This window comes from Litchfieldia alkalitelluris (assembly GCF_002153425.1).
In the GTDB taxonomy this organism is placed as follows: Bacteria; Bacillota; Bacilli; order Bacillales; family Salisediminibacteriaceae; genus Evansella; species Evansella alkalicola.
Map to the genome: position 1 here is coordinate 1,285,103 of NZ_KZ119600.1, position 24,257 is coordinate 1,309,359.

Annotated in this window: 23 protein-coding genes and 1 other annotated feature; of the genes, 21 read left to right on the forward strand and 2 right to left on the reverse strand. The window is 37.6% G+C overall.

Annotation, left to right across the window (positions count from 1 at the left end):
• The 6 genes from BW724_RS05960 to BW724_RS05985 form a co-directional block, all read left to right on the forward strand.
• A partial coding sequence (locus tag BW724_RS05960) for an ATP-binding protein (protein ID WP_176371548.1) occupies positions 1 to 425 on the forward strand: 425 nt, incomplete at its 5' end.
• The gene (locus BW724_RS05965) at positions 422 to 622 is read left to right on the forward strand and encodes a hypothetical protein (RefSeq protein ID WP_088073469.1); all 201 of its coding nucleotides are present in this window, start codon (positions 422 to 424) and stop codon (positions 620 to 622) included. The genes BW724_RS05960 and BW724_RS05965, both read left to right, overlap by 4 nt.
• Before the next feature lie 198 nt (positions 623 to 820).
• Positions 821 to 1,696 (forward strand): DUF3231 family protein, encoded by an 876-nt coding sequence (locus BW724_RS05970; RefSeq protein ID WP_235848907.1) that lies wholly within the window; start codon positions 821 to 823, stop codon positions 1,694 to 1,696.
• Between the two features lie 147 nt (positions 1,697 to 1,843).
• Positions 1,844 to 2,269, forward strand: a complete 426-nt coding sequence (locus BW724_RS05975; protein ID WP_417891433.1) for an SRPBCC family protein — start codon at positions 1,844 to 1,846, stop codon at positions 2,267 to 2,269.
• Entirely contained in the window at positions 2,270 to 2,626 is a 357-nt protein-coding gene (locus BW724_RS05980) for an ArsR/SmtB family transcription factor (protein ID WP_088074360.1), read from the forward strand.
• Between the two features lie 39 nt (positions 2,627 to 2,665).
• Positions 2,666 to 3,136 carry an SRPBCC family protein gene (locus tag BW724_RS05985; RefSeq protein ID WP_088074361.1) on the forward strand — a complete coding sequence of 157 codons (471 nt, stop codon included), beginning with the start codon at positions 2,666 to 2,668 and terminating at the stop codon, positions 3,134 to 3,136.
• Between the two features lie 148 nt (positions 3,137 to 3,284).
• Here BW724_RS05985 and BW724_RS05990 read toward each other — a convergent pair whose 3' ends face one another.
• The gene (locus tag BW724_RS05990) at positions 3,285 to 4,133 is read right to left on the reverse strand and encodes a hypothetical protein (RefSeq protein ID WP_088074362.1); all 849 of its coding nucleotides are present in this window, start codon (positions 4,131 to 4,133) and stop codon (positions 3,285 to 3,287) included.
• 269 nt (positions 4,134 to 4,402) lie between these two features.
• On the opposite strand from BW724_RS05990, the gene BW724_RS05995 reads away from it, so the two are divergent.
• The 15 genes from BW724_RS05995 to BW724_RS06065 all read left to right on the forward strand — a co-directional run bounded on the left by BW724_RS05995 (position 4,403) and on the right by BW724_RS06065 (position 22,553).
• Entirely contained in the window at positions 4,403 to 5,287 is an 885-nt protein-coding gene (locus tag BW724_RS05995; RefSeq protein ID WP_088074363.1) for a hypothetical protein, read from the forward strand.
• Between the two features lie 2 nt (positions 5,288 to 5,289).
• A complete protein-coding gene (locus tag BW724_RS06000; protein WP_088074364.1) occupies positions 5,290 to 5,844 on the forward strand; it encodes a hypothetical protein in 555 nt (184 codons plus the stop codon).
• A 134-nt stretch (positions 5,845 to 5,978) separates the two neighbouring features.
• The gene (locus BW724_RS23530; RefSeq protein WP_176371314.1) at positions 5,979 to 6,140 is read left to right on the forward strand and encodes a hypothetical protein; all 162 of its coding nucleotides are present in this window, start codon (positions 5,979 to 5,981) and stop codon (positions 6,138 to 6,140) included.
• Between the two features lie 156 nt (positions 6,141 to 6,296).
• Positions 6,297 to 6,929 (forward strand): Ltp family lipoprotein, encoded by a 633-nt coding sequence (locus tag BW724_RS06005; RefSeq protein ID WP_088074365.1) that lies wholly within the window; start codon positions 6,297 to 6,299, stop codon positions 6,927 to 6,929.
• A gap of 228 nt (positions 6,930 to 7,157) precedes the next feature.
• A complete protein-coding gene (locus tag BW724_RS06010; RefSeq protein ID WP_088074366.1) occupies positions 7,158 to 8,048 on the forward strand; it encodes a sugar phosphate isomerase/epimerase family protein in 891 nt (296 codons plus the stop codon).
• A gap of 1 nt (position 8,049) precedes the next feature.
• Positions 8,050 to 9,069: a Gfo/Idh/MocA family protein gene (locus tag BW724_RS06015; RefSeq protein WP_088074367.1), complete on the forward strand. Its 1,020-nt coding sequence runs from the start codon at positions 8,050 to 8,052 to the stop codon at positions 9,067 to 9,069.
• A gap of 252 nt (positions 9,070 to 9,321) precedes the next feature.
• The gene (locus BW724_RS06020) at positions 9,322 to 11,610 is read left to right on the forward strand and encodes an ATP-dependent DNA helicase (protein ID WP_088074368.1); all 2,289 of its coding nucleotides are present in this window, start codon (positions 9,322 to 9,324) and stop codon (positions 11,608 to 11,610) included.
• 169 nt (positions 11,611 to 11,779) lie between these two features.
• Positions 11,780 to 11,977: a DUF2281 domain-containing protein gene (locus tag BW724_RS06025; RefSeq protein WP_088074369.1), complete on the forward strand. Its 198-nt coding sequence runs from the start codon at positions 11,780 to 11,782 to the stop codon at positions 11,975 to 11,977.
• A complete protein-coding gene (locus BW724_RS06030) occupies positions 11,967 to 12,305 on the forward strand; it encodes a type II toxin-antitoxin system PemK/MazF family toxin (protein WP_235848908.1) in 339 nt (112 codons plus the stop codon). The genes BW724_RS06025 and BW724_RS06030 overlap by 11 nt, the downstream gene beginning before the upstream one ends.
• 784 nt (positions 12,306 to 13,089) lie before the next feature.
• Entirely contained in the window at positions 13,090 to 13,482 is a 393-nt protein-coding gene (locus tag BW724_RS06040; protein ID WP_088074372.1) for a hypothetical protein, read from the forward strand.
• A 118-nt stretch (positions 13,483 to 13,600) separates the two neighbouring features.
• Positions 13,601 to 13,853: a binding site (T-box leader), on the forward strand.
• A gap of 54 nt (positions 13,854 to 13,907) precedes the next feature.
• Positions 13,908 to 16,997 carry an isoleucine--tRNA ligase gene (ileS, locus tag BW724_RS06045; RefSeq protein WP_088074373.1) on the forward strand — a complete coding sequence of 1,030 codons (3,090 nt, stop codon included), beginning with the start codon at positions 13,908 to 13,910 and terminating at the stop codon, positions 16,995 to 16,997.
• Positions 16,998 to 17,237: 240 nt separating this feature from the next.
• Entirely contained in the window at positions 17,238 to 18,443 is a 1,206-nt protein-coding gene (locus BW724_RS06050) for a cytochrome P450 (protein WP_088074374.1), read from the forward strand.
• 273 nt (positions 18,444 to 18,716) lie between these two features.
• Positions 18,717 to 19,145, forward strand: a complete 429-nt coding sequence (locus tag BW724_RS06055) for a hypothetical protein (protein WP_088074375.1) — start codon at positions 18,717 to 18,719, stop codon at positions 19,143 to 19,145.
• A gap of 420 nt (positions 19,146 to 19,565) precedes the next feature.
• Positions 19,566 to 20,549 carry a TAXI family TRAP transporter solute-binding subunit gene (locus tag BW724_RS06060; RefSeq protein ID WP_088074376.1) on the forward strand — a complete coding sequence of 328 codons (984 nt, stop codon included), beginning with the start codon at positions 19,566 to 19,568 and terminating at the stop codon, positions 20,547 to 20,549.
• Positions 20,550 to 20,633: 84 nt separating this feature from the next.
• A complete protein-coding gene (locus BW724_RS06065; protein ID WP_088074377.1) occupies positions 20,634 to 22,553 on the forward strand; it encodes a TRAP transporter permease in 1,920 nt (639 codons plus the stop codon).
• 190 nt (positions 22,554 to 22,743) lie between these two features.
• Here BW724_RS06065 and BW724_RS06070 read toward each other — a convergent pair whose 3' ends face one another.
• The gene (locus BW724_RS06070) at positions 22,744 to 24,126 is read right to left on the reverse strand and encodes a cytochrome P450 (RefSeq protein WP_235848909.1); all 1,383 of its coding nucleotides are present in this window, start codon (positions 24,124 to 24,126) and stop codon (positions 22,744 to 22,746) included.
• Positions 24,127 to 24,257 lie beyond the last annotated feature (131 nt).

Sequence of the window (24,257 nt, forward strand, 5' to 3'; positions counted from 1 at the left end):
ACGGAAAAACGTGGATATCAAATGCCTTTGGCGTTCATGCATGTCGCCAATTTTACAAAGTAAAATATATTAGATTACCAGAATTACTCGATGAATTAGCTATAGCAAAATATGAAGCAGATGGCAGTTTTCGCAAGTTAATTCAAAAATACAAAAAAATTGATTTATTGATACTGGATGAATGGTTATTAACAGAACTCTCAGAGGAGAATGTACTTCATGTGTTAGAAATTATTGAAGCAAGGTTAAAGAAAGCATCGACTATTTTCTGTTCTCAATTTTCGCCAGAAGGATGGCATTCAAAACTTGGACAAGCACAAATAGCAGATGCGATTCTTGACCGAATCGTTCACGATTCATATAAGATTCTAGTTGATGGCGAAGTTTCAATGAGAGAACGTCATGGATTGGCGGTATCTAAATGATTCCAGAAGAAGTTGAAAATCGTATAGCTAGGTATTTTTTGCATATGTATTTACCCGATGAAGTGAGGATGGCAGTAGAAGAAAGACTATTACCCTCCTGCATATGGAATGAGGAAGAGGATTTAGATCAGGATGAGCTCGTTCGTCTGGCAATTGAGATTATTGATAAGCAATTAGAAGATAAAAAATTTAGATAATACAAACAGCCATTGGAACAAGTTTTGTTCCAATGGCTAATCTATACTTTGATAACATTGGCTCTTTCCCCGCACTTACTGGCTCAGATGTCCGCAAACAGTGGATCAAAACTCCGCACTCCTGGCTCATTCTGTCCGCAATAATCAAGAATATTAGAGTACTTTATAGAGAAGGCAGAAGACGAAAAAGCTAAGGATATGATGACCAATTTGCATGATGAGCTAGAGCCATTTGTTGCAAAAATAATTGAAATTTATGAACAAGAAGGTGCTGTTATTCCTGTTGGATACACGGCACAAGATATAAACAAAGGAGTTCCTAATCTCTACGATAATGGTTTTGATATCATGTTTGTTCGTCTATTACAGCAAATCAGTATGGGGCTACATTCACTTAATATCACAATGACTTTTCGAGAAGATATTAATAAACTTTTTGAGGAACTTACAGCTATAACCCAAAAGTATTATAGAATTTCTTCACAATTTTTACTCGAAAAGGGGTTACTTGTTAGATCGCCTTATGTATCTATGCCAAAATCAGTTGAATTTGTCACAGACAATAGCTATTTAGGTGGAGGGGTGATTAATCCCTTTAGTGAGAAAAGGACATTAAATACGGTTGAAGTATCTCACCTTTATAAAGCAATTGAATCGAATCTTACAGGAGTGCAGTTGATTTTAGGGTTTGCCCAGTGCGCAAATGATGCTGAGGTTAAGAAGTATTTTAATGAAGGCGCTGAACTTGCTAAAGGTATTATTAAGGAGTTAAGCGAAATTATGATTCAAGAAAACATACCAATTCCTCAAACAGCAGGTGGAAATACAACTCGTTCAACGGTGGCTCCTTTTTCTGATAAGTTAATGATGTACTGTACAAGTATTTTTTGCAGTTTTTCTATGGGGAGTAACTCCCTCGGGACTGCATTTAGTTTAAGAAATGACTTATCTGCCAAAATGACAATTTTTATGAAAGATATATTTGAGTATGCCCATAAGGGTGCGAAGATCATGATTAAAAATGGTTGGATGGAAGAACCGCCTCAAATGGTAGACCGTAAACAAAATATTTAGGTTTAAAGTGGAGCCCCCCAGTACGGGATATATTTCACGTACTAAGGGTAGGTTCCTTTTTAAGTTTGACATGAAACCAAAAGGTGTTATATTATTGGGTGAAATAAAACCCAATCATTTTATTATATTTTTCGTAAAAAAGGAGTAATGAAAATGGAAACATTACAAGATATTAAGCAAACAGTAATTTTTGAAGCACCTATACAAAAAGTATGGGATAAGGTATCAACTGCTGAAGGTATTGAATCATGGTTTATGCCCAATAATTTTGAACCTAAAGTTGGACATGAATTCCATGTGCAATCACCCTTTGGTCCATCTCCATGTAAAGTTTTAGAAGTGGATGAACCGAACAAAATCTCATTTTCATGGGATACTGATGGTTGGATCGTTTCTTTTCTACTAAAAGACTTGGGTGAAAAAACTGAGTTTACACTTATACATAGTGGCTGGAAAGAGCCAGATACTGTCCTGCCAAAAGCAAACGAGAAGAGTTCTGTTGTTCGTGAGAGAATGGATCATGGTTGGGTTGGGATTGTTAATGAAGGTCTTCGAAAGGTAGTTGAAGAATAAGTGACAGCAGCAAAGCATGATGTTTTCCAAGCTATTGCTGACCCAACAAGAAGAGAGGTCCTGCGCTTACTTGCCAACAACGACTTAGCAATATCGGAAATAACATCACATTTTTCAATAAGCCGTACAGCCGTCGCAAAACACCTTCATATACTTTCTGAAGCAAATCTAGTTAGTGGGAAAAAAGTAGGTAGGGAAAAGATTTATCATTTGCAACCGGAACCGTTAACAGAAGTAAAACAATGGCTTGCTTATTATGAACAGTTTTGGAATAACAAGTTGTCCATACTTAAACATGTCGTTGAAAATGATAATGAGGGTCGTTTTGAAGATAGAAAAACCGATCATCTGAAGTAAGGGAACAGTAATTGTTTTAAAAATAGGAGGTCAGTATTTATGAGTGATTATGGAAGACTCCTTGAAAAAGATGGTAGATCTGTCTTAGTTTTTGAACGCAAATATCCATTTAGTCCTAAAGAAGTTTTTCGTTATATTACCGATCCTCATTATTTCACTCAGTGGTATCCATTCGCAACTGGAGATATGGATATTCGTGTTGGTGGAAAGATAAAGTTCGATGATGGTGAAGGGTCAGTCTATGAGGCGGTTATTACCGAATTAAATCCTCCATATTCCTTTTGTTTTAAGGAAGTTGATGATTTGTTAGAGATAAGGATTCATGAAGCAGAACATGGGTGCACCTTGACGTTTAGCCATACGTTTGACGATCGGGCAATGGTAATATATACAGCTGCAGGCTGGCATAGATGCTTGGATGTCCTTGGTCAATTAATCCATGGTCGCACAACAGAATGGGAAGATAATGCACTTGAATTACGTGAATACTATAAAAACAAGTTTGTTTAAGCACTCTTAAAATGACATGAATGCCTCAAAAGTTTTCCTACATAAATGTTAGCGAGACTGCACAATAACAAATAAACGACCTACTATTGATGGTCGTTTATTTGTTGTTGGTTTCCGCAAGCTTAAGATCAGCAAACTTTTTAATTGTTTACTCTGTGCTTCCTTCCTCCACCTGTTTAATATCTCCAATCCATTTTTTATATACTGGTCCTAAACAGACAACGATAATATCAATAATTATAATTGGGATAGTTGACTTTATTTTTATCAGGTTACCCTTTCTTAAAGCGTAATCGAACACACTTTTACCAATGACCACCAACACTTTGGCTTTTATGCTTCTTGTATAAGTGACCCACGTTTTTAAAATGGACATGAAAGTGGAATAGGAAGTTTCCATTTTATGCTGTTCCATTAGAGAGTGATGTTTTCCTCTACCAAAACTTAATAAGTGTAGCATTTCTAAAGCGACCAAAAAGTTAATACACGTAAACTGCATCATATTATAAAGGGTTAACTTTTGAATAAATGAGTTCCCTTTTTTTAAGAAGCGAAGCCACTGGTCACTTATGTGGAAATAAAGATAAGTTAGTACTAATGTGTACCTTGTTTTCCAGCGACGTTTTTTAAATATCCCCATCATGATAAAAAGTTTCTCAATGAATGCGAAGTAAAACGCAAATCCTAATTTTACAACCCAATTTAGCCTAAAGGCAGTAATAAAGAGAGCGGTAAATGGAACGTAAACCGCTTGAGATAAAATCGCTCCTGAAATTTCATCTAAAAAGTTTTTTTTGAAAAATTTCGGTTTATACCTATATAAATGAAGGAACGACAAGACCATGTATTCAAATAGATAAGCTATTCCCATGTTTGATAGCAATAAAACAATTAGGGACTTTCTATTCTGAGCCTTTGCAAAAGTGAACAGAAGTAGCAGCGTATGAAGAATTAACAATATTATATATGGGTATCTGTTAGATTTTCCAAAAAACATATAAGCCCTCCATAGTTATACTAATGGTTAATATTCGCGAAAAAAGGTTTTGTTATAACACTAATTAAAGGGGCCTGTTCCCCAGTACGCTGAAACTTTATCGTGCTGGGAGTCAGGCTCCTTTTTGGTTATTCTTTCATGGATATACTCTGTGTTTAAAACTAACAATAAAACAAAATGATGGTTGGGGACGGTGGATTTCGAGGAACGAAAATATACAATATAATCCCTCCCATGAATCCCAATTAATGAAGGATTGGTGAGGTTTTATGCGAAAACGAAGAATAAATCGGGTATCATTTATAAGCCTTCTTGGAGTACATGTCCTTCTTGTCCTCATTACTCTCTATAAGAAAAAGGACCGAAGCGGTTTATTAGCGTTGTTAGCATCTAATGTTGGTTTAGCATATCTGCTCGAGTATTTCCTCCTTTATTACAGTGGGTATCGATACAAGCCTAAAATCTTAAAGCATAATTATATGGATAATGTGTTAGGCGGAGTTTTATCTCAATTTATTTACGTCCCCTTTACTGCTGTCTTCATTACGGCTTTCAATATCGGTTGGGTTGGGAAAACTTTATTTGCCAGTTATTTTGTTTTAGTGGAAGAATTGTTTGTAAAGTTAAAGATTTACAAGCAAAAATGGTGGCGAACAACATACACAGGGTTATTGATTCCATTCTTTTTCTATATCAGTGATTATTGGTATGGCTTAATCAAGAGAAAAAAGACTGCTGTACTCCACCTATCTTTTTTCCACATGGTCATGGTTATTTACTTAAACATAATGTTTTATATAGCTGTAGCCAAGAAATTTCGGCTTGGATTTAGCATTTATCATAATTGGAAAAAACATTTCTTTGTCGCTCCTGCCTACGCGGCAGTAGCTACTTGGATATTGTTGCAGCGATTTAAGTTTAATAATATATGGACAGGGACAATGGTGACTAGCCTTCTTCAAACTACACTTGATATCTTTTTGAAAAATATCGGTTTTTTACGAACATCATTTCCGGTTGGGCTTTCGATTCTATTTCACCTTTTCATGCATTATGTTGCTTCTAAATGTAAAAATATATTTGAGAATATATCAAAAACACAGTACAGAAACGATAGAACTATTTTTACAAAAACATCAACCGAGGGAAAATAATCATGAAGCATATCTTGTTGATCCTTATTTTAATTCTCTTCAATCATAAAAGGGGCAGCTTACCAAAATTGAAATATCATTCTCACATCGTAGGATATGTTTCTTTTATGAATGTTGTCTATTACGTATTTTGTCACCGGAAACTCGTGTGGGATTTTCTTGATCCGCATTTTAGCAAAACGTTTATTCGAACGATAAATGTGGCCATCACGACTCCACTCATGGTTCTCGCGTTTGTTTCGAGGATGCCAAGGGATAAAATGAAAGCAGTCACTTATATTGTTAAATGGGCTACACTTTCAACCTTATTAGAATGGGTCGCATTGAAAGTAAACATGATTATTTATCGATATGGTTGGACGATTTATTGGACATGGTTGCTTTATTTAAAAATGTATTTGTACAGCTACCTCTACTCTAAAAACAAAGGTCTCGTCTGGGTACTAACTATTTTTTCAACATTATTTTTTGGGAGTGTATTTAATATACCATTTTTTGAGCGATTGAAAGCGAAGTCCTTACGCTTAGCTGGTAACTTTGCACACGTGCAATATTAAAGAAACGGCTATATATCAACGTTTATTGCAATTGGTGTAGTAGGAAGATGCTCAGTTACCTGGTAACTGACCTGTAACTGACCTGGTAATTGAGCAGGGTAATTTGGACGGTTTGAAATGGGAGTGTAGATAATATGAACGAGGAAGAACGAAAGCAAAAATGGTTAGATAGGGCAGAGAAGTTAGATAAAGTTGGTAGGGGAATGCAGCAAACTGGCGTTAAGATGATGGGTTGTGGCTGCTTATTAACTTTACTTATAACGATACCAATTATTTTAATATTGTTATTCCTATAAGAAGCCCATAAACGGCTTTTTTTATATAAGAAAGGTGTTTCATTGAAGCTGAAGCTGTCACAACAATGCTGGTAAGGTGGGGAACGTGACATAACTGACTAAAGGAATAATGTCCACTTTTTCGGAGAGTATAGGGGAAAAGAGGAGGTTTGGAAAATGAGTACATTGTTTTTCATCTTGTTTCTATTGTCATTAATCGCTATTCCCGTCGCTTTAATTAAACCTGGTTTAGTTAGGGCAAGCTCTAGACCAAAAGCATTACTCGTGACTGTAGTATCTACGCTTGTTTTTTTAATCCTTTTTGCAATTACTGCACCTGAACCTGTAGGAGAACTAGCGGAGGAAGAACAGGAAGAAAATGAAGTAGAAGAAAATGTAGAAATAGAAGATGAGGTTGAGGAAGTAGAAGAAGCTGAAGAAGAAGAGGAAATAGAAGAGCCGGCAGAGGAAGAAGCGCCAGCAGAAGAACAAGAAGAGGTTGTGGAAGAAACAGAAAGTGAAACGTTATCACAACAAAATGCAGTAGCGATGGCTAGAGACTATTTAGCTTATACAGCTTTTTCTAAAAGCGGTCTCATAGATCAGTTAAAGTTTGAAGGTTTTGATGATGATGATGCTACTTATGCAGTCAATCAGATAAATGTTGATTGGCGAGAGCAAGCGGTAATTATGGCTCAAGATTACTTAGACTACACGAGTTTTTCAAGAAGCGGTCTAATCCAGCAGCTAGAATTTGAAGGGTTTAGCACGGAAGACGCTACTTATGCAGTTGATGAAATAGGGCTTTAAATGTAGGCGCGTGATTAACAAAGTCATCCTAATGGATGGCTTTTTTTATTGGAACCGGTCCAGCTTGCCCCAATTCTATCTCTTTTAGATTCGATGAAGGATTATAGATTTAATTAGTCGAAATTTAATACAATATCATTCCAATAACTAAAGCGTTTCTGCTAGTTTTTTTGTAAAAAAACGGTACTTAAATCAAAAAGAAATGAATCTGAAAAGGGAGCGATAGTGATGAATCAAATTAGAATAGGAACATTAGTAGGTGGGAATACAGCAGTACAAGTCATACCGCAGATCGTTTCACATGGATTTGAATCATTTAGTTTAACCTTTTGGCAGACAACGGGGAATGCAGACCTAGAAGAAATAGCAAAAAAAATTAAAGCGTTAAAAGAGGAGCATGGGTTTGTTATCTCTAATCTTGGTATATTTGGGAACCCGTTAACAGGACACGGAGACAATGCAGATACGTTAGCAAGCTGGGAAAGGTTAATTGATCATGCTCATTTATTTGAAACAGATATCGTTTCTGGATTTACTGGAAGAATTACCGATGCCCCGATAGATGAATCCATTCCTAAATTTAAGGAAGTGTTTGGTGAATTATCGAAAAGAGCCGAGGATCGCGGACTAAAAATAGCTTTTGAGAATTGTGATATGGACGGCACTTGGGAAAAAGGGGATTGGAACATCGCACATAATCCAACAGCATGGGAAATGATGTTCAATGCATTGCCTTCAGAAAACATTGGTCTACAATGGGAACCATGCCATCAAATGGTCAGCTTAATTGACCCTATTCCACAGCTTAGAAAATGGGCACCGAAAATATTTAATGTGCATGGAAAAGATGCAACAATAGCCTGGGATATAGTGAAAGAGTATGGGATACATGGCCCGAGGGAATTTGTATGGCACCGTACCCCTGGATTTGGGGATACGAATTGGACCGACATCATCACCATTTTAAGACAGAATAACTATACAGGAACAATTGATATTGAGGGGTGGCATGATCCAGTGTACCATGGGGAATTGGAAATGACTGGTCAGGTGCATGCATTAAACTATTTAAAGCAGTGCAGAGGCGGAGATTTCGTCCCTAACCCTAAGGAGGATTAAGATGGCGAGATATAGAGTATTATTAGCAGGCTGTGGCAGTATGGCAAATACGTGGGTAGATTATGCATTAAAGCATTCTGACATTGACATTGTTGGTTTAGTTGATATCAATGAGGCAAATGCGAAAGCCTTCTCCAATGAGCATCAGCTGAAAGTACCGATATTTAGAGAAGTAAAGGAAGGGGCATCTGCAACGGAAGCAAATGTAGTATTTGATACAACAATCCCTGATGCCCATAAGGAGATTGCCATATCCTCCTTTGAGGCAGGCTGTGACCTAATGGCTGAAAAGCCAATGGCGTCATCAATAGAAGATGCGAGACAGCTCGTAGCAGCTGCGGAGGCATCTAACCGTTTTTATGCTGTGATGCAAAACCGCCGTTACATCAACCAAATACGTGCTCTCCGTCGAGTTATCAGGGATGATGTAATTGGAAAAACTAGTTTTGTAAGCGCTGACTTTTTTATGGCACCTCACTTTGGCGGTTTTAGAGATGCAATGGAAAGTCCATTAATCCTAGATATGGCAATTCATACTTTCGATCAAGCACGTTTTATAATAGGGGCAGATCCAGTATCTGTTTATTGCCATGAATTTAACCCTGAAGGATCATGGTATAAAGGAAATGCTGCTGCCATCTGTATTTTTGAAATGTCTGATGGTTCAGTATTTAATTATAGGGGATCATGGTGTGCGGAAGGGGTGCCAACCTCTTGGGAATCTACCTGGCGGGTGAATGGCACGAAAGGTACGGCTATCTGGGACGGGGTTCACTCACCTTTCTATGAAACTGTAAAACCAACATCAGAAAAAGTATTTTTAAATGAGTTTACTAGAGAACAAATTGAAGTGCCAGAAAAGATACGAGAAGGACACTTCGGCTGTCTAGACGAAATGTTCACGGCCTTGTCTGAGGGACGACAAGCAGAAACGGACTGCAGAGATAATATTAAAAGTATGGAAATGGTATTCGGTGCTTTAGAAAGCGCAGCAAAAGGAGAAAAGATTCTTTTAGGTTAATGATTGTTTATAGTGCCTGACCCCCAGTACGATGAAACTTTACCGTGCTGGGGGTCAGGTATTCTTTTTTAATCGAACGACGCTTGATCAGGTATGAAAAAGAGGAAATTCCAAATCTCATACCAGATCGAGGCTTGATCAGGTATGAAAAAGAGGAAATCGCAAATCTCATACCAGATCGAGGCTTGATCTGGTACCTTTATGCGCTTGACTTCCCTCCCATCGCCACTGATAATGACTTTAGGTGATAAGATGACGAACATGGTGAAAATCTCAGTGAGAAATTTAGTAGAATATGTGTATCGAAGTGGCAGTATTGAATCTGGCTTCCGCACTTCTTCGACGATGACAGAAGGAACAAGAATCCATCAGTTAATCCAAAAAGGCTATCGCGAACAGGATGAAAAGGAAGTATATGTAGAAGCAGATATTCCTTATCAAGATTTTGTTGTTCGAGTGGACGGTCGGTGTGATGGATTGCTGAAAGATGAGGATTCTGTGACCATTGATGAAATCAAGTCTACGGTACATTCTTTAGATGATGTTGAGGAAGACACACATCCAGTCCACTGGGCACAGGCTATTTTTTACGGATATATTTATGCTGGTGACCATCAATTATCAGAGATGACGATTCAACTTACATATGTGCAGGGGAAAACGATGGAGCGGAAGCAATTTCGTCGTGTGATGACTTATGAAGAAATGAAATCATTCGTTAATGATGTAATGGAGGAATATGCTAGTTTTTTAAAAGTGAAGATTAATCATAAAAATGAGCGGAATAAGACAAGTAAAGCGCTGGCGTTTCCGTTTGAAACATATCGCGAAGGGCAACGTAAACTTGCAGGTGCTGTATATAAAACAATTGATGACAAAAAAACAATCTTCGCAAGTGCTGCGACTGGGATAGGGAAAACAATATCTACTATCTTTCCAGCTGTCAAAGCGATTGGTGAAGGAAAACTGGAGAAAATGTTTTATTTAACTGCGAAAACAATTACAAGAACAGCGGCAGAAGAAGCATTCCAGTTATTGATTGATCACGGTCTCGATTTGAAAGTGCTGACAATTACCGCCAAAGACAAAATTTGTTTTCAAGAGGAAACGATTTGTACGAGTGAAAAATGTCCATTTGCAGCTGGCTTTTATGACCGTATAAACGAGGCGATTATTGATATCTTAAAGCAGGAAAATCTTATAAATCGAGGCATTATTGAACAGTACGCTCGAAAGCATCAGGTTTGTCCATTTGAATTTTCCATCGAACTTGCTTATGCAGTAGATGCCGTCATTTGTGACTATAATTATATTTTTGACCCAAGAGTTTCATTAAAGCGGTTGATGGAAGATCAGAAAAAGAAAACGGCCATCCTAGTAGATGAAGCGCATAACTTAGTGGATCGTGGGAGGGAAATGTATTCTGCTACAATTCAAAAATCCAACTTTTTGCAGCTGAAAAGGGATTTCAATAAAAGCCCCCTTGCTGCAGAGGCTAAAGCGATCAATGACTATTTATTGCAAGTGAAGAAGTCTGAGGACTATTTACGAAAGGATTTAGATGAAGATCTTGTAGCATTACTGGAAGCATTCGTTATGGAAGCGGAGCTAGAGCTAGTAAAGAATGATCATGAATTGTTGCTAGAGACGTATTTTGCCGCACAAAACTTTGTGAAAATTGCTAAACTCTACAATGAGCAATTCATTACTTATATTGACGTTCATAAAAGTGAAGTGAAACTGAAATTATTTTGCCTTGATCCATCCCAACAAATTTTTAAAATGGGGAAAGGGTTTCGGGCGAGGGTGTTCTTTTCAGCAACGTTAATACCTGCCGATTATTATCGAGAGTTACTTGGTGGACAATCGGAGGATTATGTTATCTCGATTCCCTCCCCTTTTGCGAGAGAAAACTCGGAGGTCATCATTCAACCATTATCGACGAGATATCGGGATAGGGAAAAAACAATGGCGCCGATGGTACACTTTATCAAAGATGTGATAGATAAGAAGGAAGGAAATTTCTTAATCTTTTTCCCGTCCTATCAATATATGAGAGACGCATATGAGCAATTTACGGAGTATTATCCAAGTGTGTCTACGATTATTCAAGATGTGGGAATGGCCGAAGTAGAAAGGGAAGATTTTTTGGCACAGTTTACATCTGAACGTGCCGAGAGATTGGTAGGTTTTGCTGTACTAGGAGGAATCTTTTCTGAAGGAGTGGACTTAAAAGGTGACCGACTGAAAGGTGTGATCGTCGTTGGGGTCGGCATGCCACAGATTGGTTTTGAACGGGATATAATCAAGGACCATTTCCAATCGGTTGGAAAGAATGGCTTTGATTACGCATATGTTTATCCTGGAATGAATAAAGTACTGCAAGCAGGCGGACGTCTGATTCGCTCTGATTCGGATACTGGTGTGATTGCCTTAATTGATGATCGATTTTTACAGAAGAAGTACCAGGCGTTACTCCCTTATGAATGGCAGGATTATAGGGTGGGAGGCGGAGAAGGGTGTCAATGGGGACGGTTCTGATTTGCGAGGATTTAAAGTGCAAGACCCCCAGTGCGGTGAAAATTTACAGTAGTGAGGGACAGGCATCTTTTTCAAAACTATCGGAGAGCTTTACCACTACACCAATGGTTTGAAGTAATCCAAAATGGTATAATTAGATAAAATATTCATGAAAGAGGTGATGAACATCATGAATACTGCTAAAGAACGATTACTAAAGATTATTGATGAAATTCCAGAGCAAGAAGTCGATAAAATTTTGGACTTTGCTGAGTATTTAAAGGTGAAAAGAGAAAAAAAATTATCAGAGGATTTAACAAAAGCGAGCGAAAGTAGCATTGATTTTTGGGAAAATGATATAGATGATGAGGTTTGGAATGATGTATGAACAAGGTGACATTGTTTTAATTCCAGTACCGTTCAGTGACTTATCAAATAGAAAACAACGCCCTGTTCTGATCATATCAAACGATGATTATAATCAGATGACTGATGATGTTCTTGTAGTTGCTATTACATCACAATTAAAAGAACTTGATTATTCGGTCGTGATTGAGCAAGAAGACTTAAGTGAAGGTGCTCTTAAAGTTACATCAGCAGTGAGAGCAGACAAAGTTTATACACTTTCAAAAGAAATTATTAGAAAAAGATTTGGCAAAGTAAACACAGAAGTATTAAATAGTGTACGAATTAAGATAGAACACTTAATAAAATAGTAGTTAAAACTTGTTTATAACTTAAAAAAATGGTACGAAGAATCAATTCTTCGTGCCATTTTAATTTGCAAATTATACGGTCAATGGAGACGGTTCTGATTTGCGAGGGATATTGCCGAACTATTTCTCGCGATTCAGGATATGACCAATTACAATACATATCAATATTAACCCAATAAATAAACCAGAATCAGTAGGGTTTACATTAAAAAATGTAGGCATTACAAAATAATTTATTATAAAAATAATGATTGCCATATATAACAATATCCTATAAATCATTCAAAATCTCCCTTCTTGAAAGACTTGTTTTCGCTTTTAAAATAAACCATTGATAAAACGTAAAAATTTCATTTTTTCATTAAATTGGCCATCTCTAGTTAAAAGTTATTTAGTTATTTGCTTTTATAAAAGATAATTAACATATATAATCGTATACGATAAAAATACGAAAATCAGGCACCCATAAAATATCAGTCTTAATTCTTTATTCTGTTCCTTTTTAAATTGCTGCCTCCCTAAAATAAATAAGGTTAGTAGAAATAATGAAACTATTAACAATTCTAGCGTTTTATTATTATTCCCCAAAAAAATTAAGTAGAGAAGTAATATTGGAGATAAAAATGCCGATGTTATACGAATGATTCTATTCAAATATGTCTCCCCCTTCGTGCTAAAATATTTCTAGTTATATATCTATTATTGAATAAAAACTGGAAAATGAACAGTTAATTGGTAAAAATAAGAATAAAATACTATTTTTAAGGAAGGGGGTTTGGTATGCATGAATAGATCAGGGAATGAAATGCAGCTTATCATTCCAAAAGGATGTGATAATGCTCCAAGGAAACAAATAGTAATTGACTTCACATTAGCTTTATTAGGGCAACCGAATGATATAAACGAGTATGTACACGAATCTATCGTCTGGCATCAATTGAAAGAGAATATAAAAATAGAAGGGGAATGTTCATTCATTACTACTTTGCAGAATGGAAACAAAGATATCGTAGACTGTCTGGAAATATACCAGGTTATAACACACGGTAAATTTGCCTCAATAAATGGTGTGATTTCATTAGAAAATGGATCAAAAATTGATTTCTGTGATGTATACATGTTTAGTAACTCTTCAAAGTCTGGAAAGGTAAAGGAAATAAAATCATATGTAATTTAAAGCACCTGACCCCCAGTGCGGTGAAACTTCACTGGGCTGGGGGTCAGGATTTTTTTCAGAAGTTCTTGACATTATAGAGCATAGTGTGTAACCTTGTTTTAACAAAAACTGTAATATTTCAAATTTGATGACGAGATCGAGTAGGTATGTAATCTGATCTACAGAGAGTTGACGTTTGGTGCAAGTCAATGTTCAGACCATATTGAATATCCTCTCCGAAAAGCAAAGCTGAAAGTATTTTTAAGCTTTGACGGGATTCCGCCGTTAAAAGGAACGCGTATGTTTGTACGTTGAATGAGTGCTATGAATGTAACCGATGAAGTTTATTTATAGAATCAGGGTGGTATCGCGGGTTAAAACTCGTCCCTAACTAACATTAGTTAGGGACGAGTTTTTTATTTTATTAAAACAAAGGAGTGATGAAAATGCGAAAGGTTAATGTAAACGAAAGGGCAATAGAAAGGGAAAAGCGAATTCAAGGTTATTGGGAATCGGATAATATTTTTCAAAGATCTATAGCAAATCGTGAAGGGAAAAAAACATTTGTATTTTATGAAGGACCACCAACTGCGAATGGGTTGCCTCATGCTGGGCATGTATTAGGTCGTGTGATAAAAGACTTTGTAGCAAGATATCAAACAATGCGTGGTCATCAAGTACTAAGGAAAGCAGGCTGGGATACACATGGCCTACCAGTTGAATTAGGTGTCGAAAAGAAAATTGGGGTTTCTGGTAAACAACAAATTGAGGAGTATGGGGTTGAAAAGTTTATAGCTGAATGTAAAAAAAGTGTCTTCGATTATGAGAAACAGTGGCGCAAGTTTACAGAGGCTATTGGATACTGGGTGGACATGGATGACCCATATGTGACACTCAATAATGATTATATTGAAAGTGTTTGGTATATTCTTTCCAAGATTCATGAGAAAGGATTATTGTATCGTGGGCACCGTGTTACTCCTTATTGCCCTAGCTGTCAAACTTCCCTTAGTTCCCATGAGGTAGCACAAGGGTATAAAGATGTGAAAGATTTATCTGCAACAGTAAAATTTAGGGTTGCAGGAAAAGAAAATGAATACTTTTTAGGTTGGACGACAACACCGTGGACACTTCCGTCAAATGTTGCTCTGGCTGTACATGATGAGTTAGATTATGTGAAAGCGGAGCATGATGGCGAGATTTATATCCTTGCTAAAAACCTTGTAAAAGATACTTTAGGAGAGAATTGTAAAGTAATAAGTGAACATAAAGGACCCGAGTTAGTTGGGATTACGTATCAACCGCCTTTTAACTACCTTTCTTTAGAACGTGGCCATGAAGTTATCTCAGCTAAATTCGTAACAAAAGATAGTGGGACTGGTATTGTTCATCTAGCTCCAGCACATGGGGAGGATGATTACAATTCGATTAAAGAAAATGGATTGGATTTTGTAAATGTTGTAGATGAAAAAGGGTGTTACATGGATGATATAAAGCCTCTTGCGGGGGAGTTTACGAAAGATTGCGATGTTAAAATCATAAAGTTACTTGCAGACCAAGGCCTTCTTTTTTCAAAAAAGAAGTATGAACATAGCTATCCACACTGCTGGCGTTGTGATTCACCACTTATTTACTATGCAATGGAAGGCTGGTTTATAAAAACGACGGAAATCAAAGAGACTATCTTAAAAAACAACCAAACAGTAGAATGGTATCCAGATCATATGAAAGATGGACGTTTTGGTAAGTTTCTAGAAAATATGGTTGATTGGAACTTAGGAAGAAATCGTTACTGGGGGACACCATTAAATGTATGGATCTGCGAGGAATGTAATCATCAGTATGTACCTGGGAGTATTCAAGAGTTGAAAGGAAAGGCAAAGCGTGGAATGGTGGAGAATCTTGAACTACACAAGCCATATGTTGATGAAGTTATCGTGGAATGTCCTTCTTGTTCAAATGAAATGAGAAGGACGAAAGAAGTGATTGATGTTTGGTTTGATAGTGGTTCAATGCCATTCGCACAGTATCATTACCCTTTTAAAAATAAAGAGTTGTTTAATAAACAATTCCCAGCAGATGTCATTGCTGAAGGAGTAGATCAAACGAGAGGGTGGTTCTATAGTTTGTTAACAGTATCCTCTCTTTTCACAAGTAAAGCACCTTATAAACGGGTCTTATCACTAGGGCACATCCTAGATGAAAATGGGCGTAAAATGTCTAAAAGTAAAGGAAATGTCATAGACCCAATAGACTTGGTTGAAAAATACGGTGCGGATGCTTTACGTTGGGCATTGCTTTCAGATAGTGCACCGTGGAATAATAAACGCTTTTCCGAAAACATAGTCAGTCAGGCAAAATCAAAGTTAGTCGATACTTTGAATCATGTGCATTCCTTTTACACGCTTTATGCAGAGATAGATGGCTTTGACCCTACAAAGCACGAACAAGGAGAACGGTCACTCCTGGATAAGTGGGTGTTATCTCGATTAAATACTGTAACAAAAAACGTTGTTGAGCATTTAGATAACTACGATTTTACAGCTGGAGCAAGAGAAATAGGTGTATTAGTTGATCAAGTTAGTAATTGGTATATCCGCAGATCCCGTGACCGTTTCTGGAGTGAAGGGCTACATGAGGATAAATTAGCAGCTTACCATACTTTATTTAAGGTGCTAGTAAGAATGAGCCGATTACTTGCTCCTTTTACGCCATTTATCGCAGAGGATATTCATTTGAATTTAACCAGTGAGAGTGTACACCTATCTGATTACACGAATGCAAATGAAGAAGAGATTAATCCAATATTAGAACTGGAGATGGATAGGGTATTACAAGTTATAGAACTCGCTCGTTCCATTCGTAATATGGCAAATATAAAGACAAAGCAACCACTATCTCTGCTTACTGTAGTAGGAACTAAAAGTGATACGGAACTACTTCAAAAGTATGAATATATCATTAAAGATGAAATTAATGTAAAAAGTGTACAGTTGAAAGACCATGCCGGAGATTCTGTACAATATGAATTGAAGTTGAACTTTCCAACTGCAGGTCCAAAGCTCGGCAAGCTAGTGAGTATTGTGCAAAAGGAGCTACAAACTCTAACAGCTGAAGAAGCAAGAAAGGTTGTTGAACGAGGTTATTTTGAAACTGATACTCCTAATGGTGAAAAGGTTCAGGTGGAAAAAGCTGATTTAATTGTTAATCAAAAAACACATCAAGGGTTAGAAATGGCTTCAAATTCAACTTTTAGTGTTTTCTTAAATACAACGATTACGGACGACTTACGTAAAGAAGGGATAGTAAGAGAACTGATTCGTTCCTTTCAACAATATAGAAAAGAATTGAATCTCCCAGTAGAACAACGAGTGAACCTTGTCTTTGATACTGATGAATCAATGAAAGAAGTAATAGAAGATTTTAAAGAGCTCTTACAAAGCAACCTCCTTTTAAAAAGTTTGGAGTACAATAAAAAAGATGATATGAAGGTAATCGAACTTGATGGAGGCAAAGTAGGAATTCATGTGGATTAAAAGAGGGATGGGATGTTTTTGATTTAAAGCACCTGACCCCCAGTGTGGTGAAACATTACCGTGCTGGGGGTCAGGTGCTTTTTTGGTGCTATTTTTTGCACAACTTTTTAAGGTGTTTCCTACATTGGTGAGGGACAGTTGTACTTGTTTTTGTCGATAGTGACGGTTGTACGTCTATATTTTTCATAATAAACTAAATATTAATATAAATAAGGTAGATATGAAGGAGAGACTAATATCATGGGAACGAAACCGTTTGACGATCCTAGATTAACGAATGACTTTGTTGCAGATAAGCCAGAAACTTTTTATACGGCACATGAGGAATTCAAGGAGTTAAGGGGGAAGTGCCCTGTGGCTCATAGTCATTCCTATAATGGATTTTGGTCAGTACTTAAATATGATGATGTTGTAAATACCGTTAAAAACCATGAACTTTTTACCACATCGGTTCAGAATACAGTACCTAAATTTGCTTTTACAGGACGTAGGCCACCTTTACACTTTGATCCACCAGAGCATACTGCTTATCGAAGAGTAATCAACCAATTTTTCAGCAAAGAAAAGATGGATGCTATGGAAGCAGGCATTCGAAGGGATGCTATTTCATTACTAGACCCTCTAATAGCAAGTGGGGAAGGGGATTTTGCAGACGAATACGCGTTTAAATTCCCACCATTTGTGTTCGCAGATTTTTTCAATGTCCCAAAAGAACTTTCTTTGCAAATTAAAGATGTTAGTGCTAGATATGTGCGGGAAATCCAATTTATGAATCATCCAGAGGTAAAAAGGCTAAGTTTGAAGTTATATGATATCGCAAGAGACATTATTCAAGAGCGGAAGGAAAGGCCAATGGATGTGAAGGAGGATTTAACTAGTGCCTTATTAGTTACAGAGTATGAAGGAGAACCATTACCAGATGAATATGTTTTAGGGTGTGTCCGACAACTATTGGTGACAGGAATGGTCGCACCGAGCGTGATGCTAAGTAGCATTTTTGCCTATATGGCTATGCATAAAGATATTCAACAGCAGTTAAGACAGAGTCCGACGCTCATTCCAGCAGGGGTGGAGGAGTTTTTGCGCCTCTTAGTACCGTATCGTGGAATGGCAAGGACACCGAAGAAAGACGTAGTTATTCGTGGCAGATTAATTAAAAAAGATGAACCTATTGCTGTCGCGTATGCTTCTGCGAACCGTGATGAGGATGTATTCCCAGAGGGGGATAAATTCATTTTGAATCGTCCAAACATCGACCAACATATTGGTTTTGGTGAGGGGCCGCATAAATGTCCAGGCTCTCCCCTTGCTCGACGCCTCCTGCGTATAACCTTAGAAGAGGCATTGAAGCGAACGAAGGATTTTGAATTGAACGGAGAAATTAAGATGACACCTGGTGCAGAATGGGGTGCACTAACCGTTCCGCTGAAATATACGCCTGCCTAAATATGATATAGAATAGGAAGACTAAAATCATATAATTTTTATAGAAACACTATCAAAAGAAGGAGGGTGTCCATATAGGAGTTCCCCCTTCTTTTTTCCATCAAAAGGAACGATTAACGCACCATATTTTCCTACGTGGTGACTGTGATTTAATTAATTTCTGACTTTTATAATGAATGTAAAGATGAAAGTGTTAGGTGAAGATATTGGGTGGACAAGGAACAAAGCAATATGAGATTATCCAAATAACTTTGAAAAGGAGTTTATATTTTTATGGAGAAACTATTAAATAAATTATCGTTTTTAAGAGGTTCATGGTCAGGCGAAGGATTTGTGATCGATTTTACGGAACCTGTTTATAACATGATGTTTGGAAGCATGCAAAAAGCAAATGAGGTGGGAGAAGTTGTCCATTGGGAAACCTACCGATTTGAAGAAAGGGATAACCATGTGTTTCTGTACCCTTCTCAAATGGGGGAAGAAAGCGGAGTCTATGTTATGACCCAATCAGATTCGACTGATACTGGCTTTGTTTTCGAGGCATTTATTAATAAGCAAACCCCCATACAAGCGATTTACTTCCAACCAATAGACAGCAACAATGGAGAATTACTGTTCGGATTAAAAGGGGAGATGGAAGGGCGTACCTTTGAGAAAGAGTGGTCTCTTCATAGAAGGACAGCATCTTTCCATATCGGATGATTTACTAGTTTTTTCTTATATAAGTGAATTAAATTGGCTATGTAAAGGCTCATGGTCTTCTACACCATGAATGGTTAGAAGTTTAGTAATTCCTTCTTAGTGAACGTTTATTCGAGTTAATACTATTAATATAATGGTTATAAGATAAACGTTCTGAAGAAGAAGGGGTTGATAGGGATATTGTTCCAATGCTGGCCTGGATCGGCCAAACAATCAAATGGTAGTTTGAAAAATAGGTGAGTTTTATTTTGACTGAAAATGGTGGTAGGAATTATCCACTTTAAGTATTTTTAATATTCAAAATGTAAGCGTTGTCAGATTGTAAATTGACCTTTTCTTGGTTAGGACGAGATTTACGAAATTACTAGAATGCGGCTGGATCGTTGTTTTCTGGTTAATTACAGATAAGGGGTGAAAAGTATGGTTAGTAAATTGAACAAGAAGAGATTTTTAATTGTAGGAATCTTAATAGCTACGTTAGTGGTTTTCAGTGCTTGTAATGGTGAAAATGAAGACATTGTTTTCGGCTCATCAACAGAAGGCTCTTATGGATATATTGTTTTTGAAGCATTTAGTAGTGTATTAAATGATCATGTGGAGGATGCTAGGTATTCAGCTGTTGCGACGGATGGAAATGTTGAGAACATTGTACTCATGTTCAACGGAGACATTGACGGAGGGCATACGAGTAACATTGCCATGATGGATGCTTGGGAAGGGAAAGGACCATTTGGGGAAGGTGAATATAATCCTGTACAGCTATTGTCTTATGGTTCGTTGACTCAAGCCATTGTTGTACCTGAGGATTCAGATATTCAAACTATACAAGATCTGGAAGGGAAAGATGTACAGTTTGGTACACCAGGTAGTGGGTTAGATTTATTCTGGTCGTTATACTTTGAACTTGCAGATATTGAAGTAAATCCTGTCTACTTGGATATTAGTGAACAAGGGGACGCATTTATTGGAGGAAGAACAGACACTGGAACACTCTTGTTTAGAAATGGAGAGCCATATCCATTAAACATGGAAGTGGAAGCAGCGATGGATATTAGATACATTCCATTAGATCCTGAAGTAAACAAGATGATGGAAGATGCTGGATTCCCAGCCGTAACGATTTCACCAGATGTATCAGAATACATGCACGATCCACTAGAACTAAATGGTGCTCCAATGGTTTTTGCAGTGAAGCCTGATATGTCAGAGGATCTGGCTTATACGATTACGAAAACATTGGTTGAAAACGTGGATGATCTCATGGCGATTACTCCTCACTTGGAAACTGTTTCTCCAGAGAATGTTACAAGTGGACTTATTGAAACTCTTCCTGTACACCCTGGTGCAGTCAAATATTTCAAAGAAGCGGGAATTTGGGAAGATCGCTTAATGGAATTAGAGTAATAGATTCAGGAGGGACACCGTCAACTATCGGTAATCGAGTAGCTGACGGTGCCTAAATAAACAGGAAAGGTAGGTGTGGATATCATGAACGACTTAACAAAGCAACAACGACATATTTCATTAGAGAAGGTAATATCTGTCGTAGCAGTAATCATGGCTGTCTCTCATTTATACATTGTCTTTTTTATGCCGATTGCCCAGGACATGTTCAAAAACCTTCATATAATGTTTGCTCTCGTCCTATTCTACCTGCTTCAGCTATTAAAAAAAGACTTAACTCTTTTATCAAAGGTTATCACAGTCATTCTATTAGTAATGTCGCTTGTCGTAACCGTTTATGTTCACTTTAATTTCCAGCAATTATATGGATTGATGGGCGTTATGACACTCCCGTTGACGATTATGGGTGCAATGTTGATGCTAGTTGTCTGGGAAGCGTCCCGAAGGTATTGGGGATGGATCATACCTATCTTTGTTTTATTAATGTTGTTGTATGCATATTTCGGCAATTATTTCCCTGGAGCACTTTATCATCGTGGTATTTCTGTGGAACGAATCATTGGATATTCCACGATGTTTATGGGAGGAATCTATGGTAGGTTAACGGCACTGAGTGCTACTCTCATTTTCCCTTTATTTATTTTTGCTGGGTTATTGTCTGTATTAGGTGGAAAGGATATGTTTTTGCGTTTAGGTTGGTTGCTTGCAGATAAATTCCGCTCAGGTCCTGCCCAAGCTGCAGTTTTAACGAGTATGTTTATGGGGTCTATCGTAGGAAGCACAACAGCAAATGTGGCTACTACAGGTTCCTTTACTATCCCTATGATGAAGTCAGCAGGATATCGACCACACTATGCAGCTGGAGTGGAGAGTGTCGCCTCCACAGGTGCGCAGATTATGCCACCGATTATGGGATCTGTTGCCTTTGTCATGGTTGGATTGACTAGCATACCGTACTTTTCCATTGCAATAGCAGCCCTTATTCCTGCCCTATTATTCTACTTTTATTTATCCGTATCGGTAGAGTTGAGAGCGAATAAGGAGAAGGTAACACCTATTGATAAAAAAGAGGATGAAAAAGAGGATTCCATCTGGAAGATACTAAAAGATCATTTTCATCTTTTAGTAGCTATCGGTATTCTTGTTTACTTGTTATCAACTGGGTATCCAGCAGGAATGTCAGTCGTCTGGACAATTATCTCCATGGTAGGATTTTCTTTTATTCGATATCTCATCAAGTATTCCTTCAAGTGGGAGGGAATGAAGCTTTTGGTGAAGGATATTTATACTGGCCTAGATCAATCAGGTAGAACAGGAGCTCCACTTTTCATATTTATGGCGTTAGTCGGAATTGCCATAGAGATGATGGTTACAACAGGACTCGCCCAAAAGTTCTCAAATATGTTAATTCAAATTTCCGGTGGACATTTCTTACCACTACTTCTATTAACTGCATTAGCATGTCTTATCTTCGGAATGGGTATGCCTAGTGTAAGTGCATATATACTCGTTGCACTATTAGGTGCTCCAGCATTGGTCGACGCTGGTTCTTCCCTCTTAAGTGCACATATGTTTGTCTTTTATGTTTCGATTCTAGCAGCGATTACTCCGCCGCTAGCAATTAACCCTATGGTAGCTTCGGGAATTGCCAAATGTGATTTCTGGCCGGCTGCAATGGCTTCCGTTCGTTTAGGGTTACCTGCGTTCATCTTACCTTTCTATTTTATGTATCGACCAGAATTGTTGATTCACGATTATAGTGTAACTTCTATTCTACTAGCCGTGTTCTTTGCTGTCATTGCTTTACTCGCCCTTTCCATTGCGTCAGAAGGGTATTTGTTTAGGAATTTGTCACGGGTGGAGAGAGTTGTTTTGGTTGCTTTAGGGATCTTACTCTTGCTGCCTAATACACTAACTTCTGTGGTAGGTGTTTTATTATTCGTTCCTGTTATTGCTTATATCTACAATTCTAATAAAAAGGTAGCTATGATGAAAGCATCCTAGTTTAATTGATGTATTCATTCCCCTATAAAAAGCAGGTTCTAGTTTGTGCTAGAATGCTGCTTTTTTTTTGCGGACAAGGGGAGAGGTATGGTCAATGGGGACGGTTCTGATTTGCGAGGGGTTTTCGCAAGTCAAGGAAATTAAAACCGCCCCACCTTGCTTAGTATTATAGGAAGCATAGGAACCAACTCTATGCTTCACCTTTCGTCCTTTTTTGAGTTATTAATCGTAGGCCATATTTTGGGCGGAGTGTAATCAAGGGTTGGGCTTTCATTTTCTGGGGCTCTTTTGGTGGGCTGAACTTAAACTGCTTGACTAAACAGGCAAGCACAAGAACTGCTTCCATAAAGGCAAAGTGGTTCCCGATACATACTCTTGGACCACCCCCAAATGGGAAATAAGCAAATTCAGGTATCGTTTTGATAAAGTTATTGTTAAATCGTTCAGGAATAAATGTATTAGGATCTTCATAGTATTTTGGATTTCTTTGCATCACATATTGGCTTATTAAAATCATGTCGCCTTTTTTAATGTGATATCCACTAATGTCTGTATCTTCGTCCGCCTGTCTGCCTATCACGTATGCAGGAGGATAAAGGCGTAATGATTCTGATATTACATTTTGTGTGTAGGTCATTTTGCTGAAATGTTCAGGTTTTACAGGGCCCTCCCCAGTAATGGAAGCAATTTCTTCGAATAGTGTATCTTGAATTTCTAGATGCTGAGAAAGGAGGTACAGTGTCCATGTTAATGCATTTGCTGTCGTTTCATGGCCAGCAAGGAAAATGGTCATCAATTCATCCCTCAGTTGATCATCCTCCATCCCCAATCCATTCGTTTCATCTTTAGCTCTCATTAAAACGCCGAGTAAATCTTCATGCTCCATTGCTGTTTCTTTTCTTTCCCCGATCAGACCAAAAAGGACTTTATCTAGCTCCTTAACAGCCTGCTTGTATTTGCGGTTTTTTTTCACGGGAATCCAAAGTGGAAGGGGGAAAATAGATCGCATTCTTCGGACTGCAGATTTCATAACTTCCTCCATGGGACCACCGATTACTGTGGCACCTTTATCAAATTCCATACTAAACATTGTTTTACTAATTATTCCGAGTGCAATATCCATCATATCGTCTGATACAAGGCGTTCTGTATTACTGCTCCAACTAGAAATATACTTGTCGGTTGTATCAATCATATCCTGAGCATACATGGTGATGTGTGTTTTTTTAAACGCTGGTTGTATGATTCTTCTTTGTTTGAGATGGAAACCTTTTTCACTGGTTAAAAGGCCATTTCCAACAATAGATTTTAAGGATTGAATATCTCTTGATTTTATAAAAGATTGTTGTTTAGTAACCAGTATTTCCTTTATTAAGTCTGTGTCGTTTACGAGGTAAACCCTTTGAAAAGGTCCTAATCGAAATTTGGAAACACTGCCGCATTTTTCTGTAAGTGAAGTAAGAAACTTGAGAGGATTAGATTGGAATGCGTGAAGGCTCCCAGTAAGGAATTTTTCTTTTGGACCCGGTGCTTGTTTGGAGTTATTGTGAATTGATTGCCTTGTGTTATGCAAGGGGATTTGCCTCCTTTTTAATGGTGCATGAGATTTAAAACTCCTAACAGGGAGTTCTAATGGTAGGACGTAGCGCTTTTCTTTTCTTAGTGTCAAGCTGTTTATATCCTATGGTGTTTTTGCCAATAAGC